The organism is Kitasatospora sp. NPDC056181 (assembly GCF_042266225.1).
GTDB lineage: Bacteria > Actinomycetota > Actinomycetes > Streptomycetales > Streptomycetaceae > Kitasatospora.
The window spans coordinates 1-10,037 of the sequence record NZ_JBHJUK010000229.1; the positions used below are offsets into that span (position 1 = coordinate 1).

Genomic DNA, 10,037 nt, shown 5'->3' on the forward strand with positions numbered 1-10,037 from the left:
GCGATGATCAACCTCATGACCCGCCGCCTGACTGGCGAATCCACCCCCACCTGGCGCGGAACCTGACCCTCAAAACCAGGAACGAAACGCCCAGTTAGAGGTTGTCCCACGCGACTTGATGGTCGTGCGGCAATGATGCCGGTCGTGGGTGCTGATCTATCGCAGCGTATGGTTCCTGATGAACCCTGCGAGCCGGCCGACCCGTTGCTGCCGTCGCGCGGCCGGTCGGGGAAGGTAGCCGGTGCAGGCGCGCGCCGTGGAGCGGGGCGGATCAGCCCGCCGGTGCGCCCGAACAGGGTGGCCGCCCGGATCCGCACCACTTCCCGGCGCCCACGTCCCACGGCGGTCGGCCCGACCCCATTCGCATGTCCCACACACCACACCAGGACGTACAGCCACCGCTTCAGGCCCATCAGGGATGTAGGTTCCGCGCTTCGTGTCACGTCTCCGTGCAGCGTCTCGAAGGCGAGTCCGACGCTTCGCGATGTTCCGCTGTGCCAGTCCTGTGACGTGATCGGCACCAGACCGCGGCCTGAACACCGCTAGCGTCGGGCCCGTGATCGTATGGCTCAACGGCACCCACGGCGTAGGCAAGACGACGACCAGCACCCTCGTGCAGCAGCTGATCCCGGATTCACGGGTGTTCGACGCCGAGAAGGTCGGCGAGACGCTCATGGACATCACGCCGGGGCTGCCCGAGACGGACAACTTCCAGCACTGGCCGCCGTGGCGGCCACTCGTGGTCGAGACCGCCCGCCGCGTACTCGACTACACGGGTGGGACTCTGGTGATGCCGATGACCGTCCTGGTCGAGCAGTACTGGCGCGAGATCAGCACAGGCCTCGCCCAACACTCCATTCCGGTGCGGCACTTCGTCCTCCATGCCGACCAGGAGACCCTCCGCGGGCGCATCGCGGGGGACACTGTTGTCGGTCCCGACTCCTGGTTCCGCCTCAAGTACCTTGAGCCCTACGCCGAGGCTGCCCGCACGTGGCTGCACGGCGAGGCCGAAGTCGTCGACACCACGCACCTCACGCCCGCCCAGGCCGCCCTGCAGATCGTGGAGGCCGTCAACGGCTGAGACTTGGTCACGACCCTCTTGAACACGGAGGGGCTTGGCCGCGGTTCCGCGTTCAAGCCGACCGTCATGCCGGCGACGAATCGGTCGTCCCCTACGGACATCGATCTCGTGGTGTCAAAACCCGCATGCGCCTGCGCCGGGGAGTGTGCCACTCTCCGGCGCATGCCAGCTCGAAACCGCAGACTGCCTCGCCACCTGTCGTGGCCGCTCACTCCGACGGACATCCGCGCGGTGCTCGGCGAACCACTGATGGCTGAGGTCCGCCTCGGCTTCGTCGAGCATCCTCTGCACGACAGCACGCTCCTGCAAGCCGTACGGAACCGCTTGACCACCTCGAACTACGGATACCACAAGTTCCCCGCCGACTGGTCGCGCGTAGGGATCACCATCGGCCCGCTCCCGACCGGCGAACGGGCCCACGCCCGCGGCATCCTGCGCGAGCAGGCACTCCCCGAACTACGGGACTGGGTGACCTGGGTCCGGCGGGCACCCGAATCGTGGGCCCTGGCCCGCCACAGCCTCTCCTGGCGCGTCACGGGCCACGGCGTGGCCCGCCGCGAGGACGATCAGCCCTACCCGCCGGCCGAACCCGGGTGAGGCGGGTCGGCGACCCGGGTTCCGAACGAGTGACCAGCCGTCAGTTGCCGTGCTGGTGCAGCGGCAGTTGTCGCGCCGGGCTGACCGAGGAACCGCACGTCGAGCCGCGCCCTCGGCGACAAGTGACGTGCCGGGCCGCACAACGGCGTGCGGGGCCGACGGGGTCGGGTGTCCGAGTCCCCGGGTACGGTCTGTGTATGGACGATCAAGAGAACTCCACCTTGTCGGTTCACGACTTCGAGACCTGGGAGCCCCTACTGCGGCTCCTGCGGGCAGCGCATGCGGAACACCTCGCCACCCCGGGCGGACGCGTGGTGGGCTTCATCGGCCGGGGCGGCTGGAGCGTGCCCCTGAAGCAGATGACGCACGACGCCGTGCGGCGGGTGCACAGCACCCTGGTGAACGACGACGTCAACACTGTGACGTTCGCGGTGGAGATCGAGGCGGCGGGAAGGACCCGGCTCCACATACTCCGGCCCAGCCCGGCAGTGGAGCACGGCATCGGTCCGAATCCGGGGGCGCTTGTCCTGGTCGAGGACGCGCTTCCCGAGCCCTGGCGCCGCCTTCCCGACCCGGCGTCAGGGGCGGCGCCGGCGCCGTCGGCGGACCCGGCGCTGCTCGAACGGACGCTGCGCGAGCGTCTGCCCGGCGCCGTCGGCGCCACGGAGGCCGAGATCGCAGCGGCGGAGACGCGCCTGGGCATCCCCCTGCCCGAGGAGCTCAAAGCGCTCTACCGGGTGACACGGGCGGACTGGGCGGACTGGGGTAGTGACTTCGAGGCGGCGAGCCGCCATTCCAAGGCGGTCCGCTGCGAACTCTTCGGCCTGGCAGGCCTGTACGTCGCCGAGGCGGCGACCCGCGAATGCCCATGGCAGCGCGCGGCCATGGAAGTGGTGGACACGCGGCCCACCGCCGCCGTGCAGGGGCTGGCCGGCTCACCGGGCTGGATCGTCTTCGGCGACAACGGCGGCGGCGACCGGCTTGCCGTCGACCTGACGCCGGGCCCGCAGGGGCACACCGGACAGATCATCAAAATCTCCCATGAGGAGGACATCGGCGCCAGGCTCGTCGCCGACTCCCTCACCGACCTGATGCTCGACCGGCCCGCCGCACGAACCGGCAGCCCGGAGAACCACCCGCCGACCAAGGCTGCGGCCCACGCATACAGTCAGCAGAGCCTTGTTGACAGCGTCCACCCCGGCCTGGAGGTTCTGTCCGTCGGCATGTCGACCGGTCAGCCGATCAGCATCGCACCACTGACAGGGCTCCCGCGGCTGCGAACCCTCAGCGCCCACCCCGGCACTCTCGCCGACCCTTGGGAAATCGCCGGGCTCACCGGGCTGGAGTACCTGGAACTCGGGTCCCAGGAGTGGCGCGTCCTCCTCGATGCCGACATCGTCCCGCGCGGCCTGTTGGCGGTCGCCATCAATGCCCCCTTCGACGAGGACCCCTTGGCCGTCGCGGACCTCGCCAACGAACTCCTCGCCCTGTGGGACCGGCCCCCGATCACCCTGACCACCATCGAAGGCGACCTTGGTCCGGCGGCATGAATCCTGTCCGACGGATCACGTGACCCGGCCAGAGGCGGGTGTCGTGCACGAGGCGGCCGGGTGGCATCGGGACGCACCGGCCTCGTCATTGCACGCGATAAACCCGGCGACGTCGGCGATCGCCCCCGGGATACTGGTCGCCCATGGATGAGGTCAGAGTCGTCGTCGCCCATTCCGAGCGCGCCACCCTGCGCGTCGGCGACGTGTTCCTGAAGGTGGACGCCGACCAGGCGCGCATCGACGTCGAGGTCGAGGCGATGTCCCTCGCGCCGGTCCCGACCCCGGAGGTCCTGTGGCGCAAGCCGCCCGTGCTCGCCCTCGCCGCACTCCCGGGGACGACGCTCGGGCGCCTCGGGGGACCGTCGACCGGGTCGCCGGCGGCGTGGGCCGCGGCGGGCGCCGCCATCCGGAAGCTGCACGAAGCGCCGCTGCCGCCCTGGCCGGGCCGGGCCGGCCGGAGCATCGTCGCGCTGACGGCGGAACTCGACGACGAGTGCGAGTTGCTCGTGTCGAACGGCGTCCTGCCCGCCGACCTGGTCACCCGCAACCGCGAGGTCGCCGAGGCCGCGCTCCGGCCGTGGAATCCGGCGTTCACGCACGGCGACCTGCAGATCGCGCACGTGTTCGTCGACGGCGGCGAGGTCACCGGCATCATCGACTGGTCCGAGGCGGGCCGGGGAGATGCCCTGTACGACCTCGCCACCTTCACGCTCGGACACGAGGAACACCTCGACGACGTCGTCGCCGGCTATGGCACCGGCATCGACCTCGACGTGATCCACGCATGGTGGTCGTTGCGAAGCCTGCTGGTGGTTCGCTGGCTGAACGAGCACGGTTTCGACCCGTTCGCACCGGGCTGTGAGGTCGACGTGCTGAGATCCCGGATGTGAGGCTCCCTCTCCCTTGGGTCGCGGGCCGTGGCCTCCCGGCGGCCGGGTCGTAGCCGTCGCGGCGGGGCGGCCGACCGGAAGTGCAGCCGGCCGGACGGCGGACGGCGTTCGGGACGGCCGCGGGAAACACCCGCCCGGAGCGACGCACCGACGGCCGGGCGTCACGCCGGACCGGACTCCGACGTGCTTCCGGACGCCGACGTGCGACCGGACTCCGACGTGCGGCCGGGCCCGCGCCACCGGCCGTGGCGGACCAGCAGGACGGTGAGGGCGGCCACCGCGACCGCCTGCGCCCAGGCGGCGGTGGTCTTGTCATCGGACCAGATCGGTTCGTACATGTTCGGCAGCGGCCCCAGGGCTCCGACGTCGACGTAGCGGTAGAGGAGGATCGCGGCGAGGCCGGCGGCCGCGGTCAGCCAGGCGAAGGCGTCGCCGATCCGGTGGCGCCAGAACAGGACGAGCAGGACCGCCAGACTCGCCGCGGCGGCCTCGGCGCGGAAGAGCGTCCCTTGGCTGATCGTCGCCGTGACGGCGTCGTACTGGCCGGCGAGGCGGGCGTGCACGGCGGCGTCCAAGGCCAGCCCGGCCGCCGCGAGCAGGCGCAGGACGACGTCGAGGGCGCGACCGTGGCGCACGGGGCCGGGGTCGGGGCTGGCCATGACGGGTACCTCCGGGAACCGGTGGGGCGGGGTCAGCTGACGGTGAGGGTGCCGTGCATGAACGGGTGGATGGAGCAGATGTAGGGGTGGCTTCCGGTCTGGGCCGGTGCGGTGAAGGTCGCCGTCCCGCCGGGGGCGATGGTGCCGGTGTCGAAGGACTTGTCACTCGCGGTGAGGGTGTGGGCGGTGGAGTCCTCGTTGACGACGGTGACCGTTGCGCCGGGCTGCACGGTGATGGCGGCCGGTTCGAACAGGAAGTTCTTGATCGACACCCGTACGGCGGCGTTGCTGTTCGCACCGGACGGCGACGCCGTGCCGGCGGGAGACGTGGCTGCCGGGGAGGGGGACGCCGGGGAGGCGGCTGCAGGAGACGTCGCCGCGGGAGAGGTGGCCGCAGGAGAGGACGCTGCCGGGGACGTCGCCGCGGGAGACGTCGCACTGCCGCCGCCCGATCCGGAGCTGGAGCAGGCGCTGACGGCGGCGGCGAGGAGCAGGGCGCCGGCGGCCTGGAGCAGTCGGGAAGTGGTGGTCACTGGGCTCCGTTCGAAGGGGGGTGAGGGACCGTCGCACCGGCGGGGGCCGGTGGCGCGCTGCCCTCGTCCGGACGGTGGCCCCGCGCTGTCCTCGGGGCCACCGCATCACCTTCGGCACGGCCCGCGCGGCGGCCGGGCCGCCCCCTCCGGGAAGCGGCGCCGATTCACTCGCCCGGGCGACCGGGAGAGGTCCGGACGGCGGGCCGGGCACCGGACGGCGCGGGACCCGGCAGGCGGCGCGCGGGCGCGTCCCGGGAAGGCCGTCCCGCCGTCCGGGGGTGATGCGCCCCGCGGTCGGCGGGCTCCGCGCCACCGCGGTGCCACGATGTCGGCATGGCGACGCCGGACTGGTACCACCGAGAGATCCTCGACCCCGGGAAGCAGCCCCTGTTCTGCCTCCTGCTCGGCCTGATCGGGGCGTTCCTGTTCATCAGGATCAGTGTCCGGATGATCCGGGCGCAGGTGTCCTGGTGGCCGCAGAACGTCACACCCGGCGGGCTGCACATCCACCACGTGGTGTTCGGTGCCGTCTTCATGATCGTGGCCGGGGTGGGGCTGGCCTCGCCGGCGGGGCACCACCGCCCCTGGGGCGAGGTGCTCGGTGCGCTGTTCGGCATCGGCACCGCGCTCGTGCTGGACGAGTTCGCGCTGATCCTGCACCTGCAGGACGTCTACTGGTCCGAACAGGGCCGGCTCTCGGTGGACACCGTGGTCCTCGGCACGGCCGCGTGCGGGCTGCTGCTCCTCGGCGCCACCCCGTTCGGCGTGAGCGACACCGCGTCCGACGGCGCACCGGTCTCCGACTGGTCCTACGTCACCGCCGTCCTCCTCAACGGGGCGCTCGCCCTGGTGACGATCACCAAGGGGAAGACGTTCACCGGCCTGCTCGGCATCCTGGTGCCCCTGTTCGCCCTGGTCGGCGCCGTGCGGCTGGCCCGGCCTGGGTCGCCGTGGGCCCGCCGGTTCTACCGCGAGGGCAGTCGCAAGGCCGCCCGCGCCGTCGCGCGGGAGGAACGCGAGGGCTGGCGGCGCACGCTGCGGATCAGGGTCTACGACGCGATCGCCGGCCGCCCCACCGACGCCCGGCCCTCGAATCCGTCATCGAATCCGTCATCGAATCCACCCTCGGCCCCACCGCAGTGACGGCGGCGGGGACGGGCCCGGCCGGGCCGCCCGGCCGGTCACGAGGAGGAATACGGAGCCGCTTGCATGACCATGCGACATCATGCATACTCTTCCCATGTCCAAGGTCCTCACCTCCCTTCCCGCCGGCGAGCGCGTCGGCATCGCCTTCTCCGGCGGCCTCGACACCTCGGTCGCGGTCGCGTGGATGCGCGACAAGGGCGCCGTCCCCTGCACCTACACCGCCGACATCGGCCAGTACGACGAGCCCGACATCGCGTCGGTTCCCGGCCGTGCGAAGGCCTACGGCGCCGAGCTCGCGCGTCTGGTCGACTGCCGTGCGGCGCTGGTCGAGGAGGGCCTGGCCGCGCTCACCTGCGGCGCGTTCCACATCCGCTCCGGCGGCCGCTCCTACTTCAACACCACGCCGCTCGGCCGTGCCGTCACCGGCACCCTCCTGGTCCGGGCGATGCTGGAGGACGACGTCCAGATCTGGGGCGACGGCTCCACCTTCAAGGGCAACGACATCGAGCGGTTCTACCGCTACGGCCTGCTCGCCAACCCGCACCTGCGGATCTACAAGCCCTGGCTGGACGCGGACTTCGTGACCGAGCTCGGCGGCCGCAAGGAAATGTCGGAGTGGCTCCTCGCCCACGACCTGCCGTACCGCGACAGCACCGAGAAGGCCTACTCCACCGACGCCAACATCTGGGGCGCCACCCACGAGGCCAAGACGCTGGAGCACCTGAACACCGGCGTCGAGACGGTCGACCCGATCATGGGCGTGCGGTTCTGGGACCCGTCGGTCGAGATCGCGACCGAGGACGTGACCATCGGCTTCGACCAGGGCCGCCCCGTCACGATCAACGGCAAGACCTTCGCCTCCCCGGTCGACCTGGTGATGGAGGCGAACGCCATCGGCGGCCGCCACGGCCTGGGCATGTCGGACCAGATCGAGAACCGGATCATCGAGGCCAAGAGCCGCGGCATCTACGAGGCGCCCGGCATGGCCCTGCTGCACGCGGCCTACGAGCGGCTGGTCAACGCCATCCACAACGAGGACACCCTCGCCCAGTACCACAACGAGGGCCGCCGCCTCGGCCGGCTGATGTACGAGGGCCGCTGGCTCGACCCGCAGGCCCTGATGATCCGCGAGTCGCTCCAGCGCTGGGTCGGCACGGCCGTCACCGGCGAGGTCACGCTCCGGCTGCGGCGCGGCGAGGACTACTCGATCCTCGACACCACCGGCCCGGCCTTCAGCTACCACCCGGACAAGCTGTCCATGGAGCGCACCGAGGACTCGGCGTTCGGCCCGGTCGACCGGATCGGCCAGCTCACCATGCGCAACCTCGACATCGCCGACTCGCGCGCCAAGCTGGAGCAGTACGCCGGGCTCGGCCTGATCGGGTCCGCCAACCCCGCCGTCGGTGCCGCCCAGGCCGCCGCGACCGGGCTGATCGGCGCCATGCCGCAGGGCGGTGCGCAGGCCATCGCCTCCCGCGGCGAGGTCTCCGGTGACGAGGCGCTGCTCGACCGCGCCGCCATGGAGTCCGGCACGGACTGACGACCCGAAGACGGAGGGGCCCGGCATCTGCCGGGCCCCTCCGTCGTTTCCGTGTCGCCCGTGGTCGTTTCCGTGTCGCCCGTGGGGACGGTGCGGCGCCGCGACGGACGTTGCCGCCGGGTGCGGGGCGCGGCCCCGGCCGGGACATGGCCCCGGGGCGCGGGGCGGCGCCGGCCGCGGCGCCCTGCGGTCACCGCTTGACGGCGACTCCGGCGTAGGCGGGGACCGCCTGCTGCCAGCCGTCCGGCAGCTCCTCCTTCGGGCGCCACAGCGGCAGTTGCACCAGCCCGGGGTCGGCCAGCTCGAAGTCGCCGAAGAGCTCCCGCACCTGGTCGCCGGTCCGCAGCACCAGCGGGGAGCTCGCCCGGTTGTAGATCCGCGTCGCCTCCGCCGCCGCCTCGGGCGCCATAAAGTCCTGGGTCCCGTGCGAGAGGATCAGCAGGCTGCCCGGGGCCAGGGCGTCCCGCAGCCGGGCCACCGTCTCGGCGGCGCCCTCCTCGTCCCGGACGAAGTGCATCACCGCGACCAGCATCAGGGCCACCGGCCGGGAGAGGTCGATCGCCTCCTTCAGACCGGGGTCGCCGAGTATCGCCTCCGGCTCACGCAGGTCGGCGTGGAGGACCGTGGTGTGGCCGACCGGGTGGTGGGCCAGCAGTGCGCGCGAGTGCGTGAGGACGATCGGGTCGTTGTCGACGTAGACCACGCGGGCGTCGGGGGCCACCCGGTGGGCGACCTCGCCGGTGCTGCCCACCGCCGGGATCCCGGTGCCGATGTCCAGGAACTGGCGCACCCCCTGGCCGACCGCGAACTCCACCGCGCGGCCGAGGAAGTCGCGGTTGCTCTGCGCCGCGAGGCGGGCGTCGGGCATGACCGCGATGATCTTCTCGGCGGCCTCCCGGTCGGCCGGGAAGTTGTCCTTGCCGCCGAGGTAGTAGTCGTACATCCGCGCGGGGTGCGGGATCCCGGTGTTGAGCTCCGCCGGCGGCTGCCACTCCCCCGCCACCACCGACCACGGCCCGCCGGTCACCGCATCCTCCTGCATGAGCTCTCCCCGTACTCCGTGACGTCCAGTCACCTCATCCTAGCCAGGGCCCGCTCGGGCCCGGTGGCCGGACTCCTGACCTGGCTCCGGACCTGGCTCCGGACCTGACGCCCCGTAAGCATAGGATCCGATGGTCTGCGCACCACCGGCCCCACGGGAGGAACCCCATGCCCGACCAGCGTGTAGTCGTCATCACCGGCGGCGGTACCGGCATCGGTGCGGCCACCGCCCGGCTGCTGCGCGCCGACGGCCACCACGTGGTGGTCTCCGGCCGGCGCCCCGAGCCGCTGGAACGCGTCGCCCGCGAGACCGGTGCGGTCGCCCACGTCTCCGACACCACCGACCCGGACGACGTCGACGCCCTCGTCGAGGCCGCCGTCTCCAGGTTCGGCCGGCTCGACGGGCTCGTGCTCAACGCCGGGGTCGGCCGGGGCGGCGCGGTGGGGGACGTCGCGCTGGAGGACTGGGAGCTGGTGATGCGCACCAACGTCACCGGCCCGTTCCTCCTCCTGCGGGCCGCCCTGCCGCACCTTCTGCGGTCGCGGGGCGCCGTCGTGGCGGTCGCCTCCGTCTCCGCCCTGCGCAACGGCAGCGCCAACGCCGCGTACGCCACCTCGAAGGCCGCCCTGCTCCAGCTGTGCCGCTCGCTCGCCGTCGACTACGGCCGCGACGGGCTCCGGGCCAACACCGTCTGCCCGAGCTGGGTGCGCACCGAGATGGCGGACCGCCCGATGACCCGCCTCGCGGAGCGGGAAGGCCTGGCCGGCGGCGTCGACGAGGCGTACCGCGAGGCCACCCGGCTCACCCCGGCGGGCCGCCCCGGCGCGCCGGAGGAGGTGGCAGCGGCCATCGGCTGGCTGCTGTCCCCGGCGGCGGGTTACGTGAACGGCGCGGTGCTCACGGTCGACGGCGGGGTCACCGCCCTCGACCCGGGCACCACGGCCTTCGACTTCCGGATCGAGCCGCGCCGCCCGCACTGACGGCCGCCCGACCCGCTCC

General features: G+C 72.3%; 10 protein-coding genes. 7 read left to right on the top strand and 3 right to left on the bottom strand.

Going from position 1 to position 10,037, the window contains the following annotated elements; translation table 11 throughout:
• Positions 1-556 precede the first annotated feature (556 nt).
• The 4 genes from ACFC1F_RS41025 to ACFC1F_RS41040 all read left to right on the top strand — a co-directional run bounded on the left by ACFC1F_RS41025 (position 557) and on the right by ACFC1F_RS41040 (position 4,118).
• Positions 557-1,081, top strand: a complete 525-nt coding sequence (locus ACFC1F_RS41025; protein WP_376166624.1) for an ATP-binding protein — start codon at positions 557-559, stop codon at positions 1,079-1,081.
• Between the two features lie 162 nt (positions 1,082-1,243).
• Positions 1,244-1,678, top strand: coding sequence for a hypothetical protein (locus ACFC1F_RS41030; protein ID WP_376166626.1), 435 nt, complete (start codon positions 1,244-1,246; stop codon positions 1,676-1,678).
• Between the two features lie 197 nt (positions 1,679-1,875).
• Positions 1,876-3,228, top strand: coding sequence for an SMI1/KNR4 family protein (locus ACFC1F_RS41035; RefSeq protein ID WP_376166628.1), 1,353 nt, complete (start codon positions 1,876-1,878; stop codon positions 3,226-3,228).
• Positions 3,229-3,371: 143 nt separating this feature from the next.
• Positions 3,372-4,118, top strand: coding sequence for a phosphotransferase family protein (locus ACFC1F_RS41040; protein ID WP_376166630.1), 747 nt, complete (start codon positions 3,372-3,374; stop codon positions 4,116-4,118).
• 161 nt (positions 4,119-4,279) lie between these two features.
• Here ACFC1F_RS41040 and ACFC1F_RS41045 read toward each other — a convergent pair whose 3' ends face one another.
• On the bottom strand, positions 4,280-4,777 hold the full coding sequence (locus ACFC1F_RS41045) for a hypothetical protein (RefSeq protein WP_376166632.1): 498 nt from the start codon (positions 4,775-4,777) through the stop codon (positions 4,280-4,282).
• 32 nt (positions 4,778-4,809) lie between these two features.
• Positions 4,810-5,310 (bottom strand): cupredoxin domain-containing protein, encoded by a 501-nt coding sequence (locus ACFC1F_RS41050; RefSeq protein WP_376166634.1) that lies wholly within the window; start codon positions 5,308-5,310, stop codon positions 4,810-4,812.
• 333 nt (positions 5,311-5,643) lie between these two features.
• On the opposite strand from ACFC1F_RS41050, the gene ACFC1F_RS41055 reads away from it, so the two are divergent.
• Both ACFC1F_RS41055 and argG read left to right on the top strand, forming a co-directional pair.
• Complete coding sequence (locus tag ACFC1F_RS41055; protein ID WP_376166636.1) at positions 5,644-6,453, top strand: hypothetical protein; 810 nt, start codon at positions 5,644-5,646, stop codon at positions 6,451-6,453.
• Between the two features lie 97 nt (positions 6,454-6,550).
• Complete coding sequence (gene argG, locus ACFC1F_RS41060; protein WP_209410651.1) at positions 6,551-7,996, top strand: argininosuccinate synthase; 1,446 nt, start codon at positions 6,551-6,553, stop codon at positions 7,994-7,996.
• A 190-nt stretch (positions 7,997-8,186) separates the two neighbouring features.
• On the opposite strand, the gene ACFC1F_RS41065 is transcribed toward argG, so the two are convergent.
• A complete protein-coding gene (locus ACFC1F_RS41065) occupies positions 8,187-9,038 on the bottom strand; it encodes an SAM-dependent methyltransferase (RefSeq protein WP_209410652.1) in 852 nt (283 codons plus the stop codon).
• Between the two features lie 167 nt (positions 9,039-9,205).
• On the opposite strand from ACFC1F_RS41065, the gene ACFC1F_RS41070 reads away from it, so the two are divergent.
• Complete coding sequence (locus ACFC1F_RS41070; RefSeq protein WP_376166638.1) at positions 9,206-10,018, top strand: SDR family NAD(P)-dependent oxidoreductase; 813 nt, start codon at positions 9,206-9,208, stop codon at positions 10,016-10,018.
• Positions 10,019-10,037 lie beyond the last annotated feature (19 nt).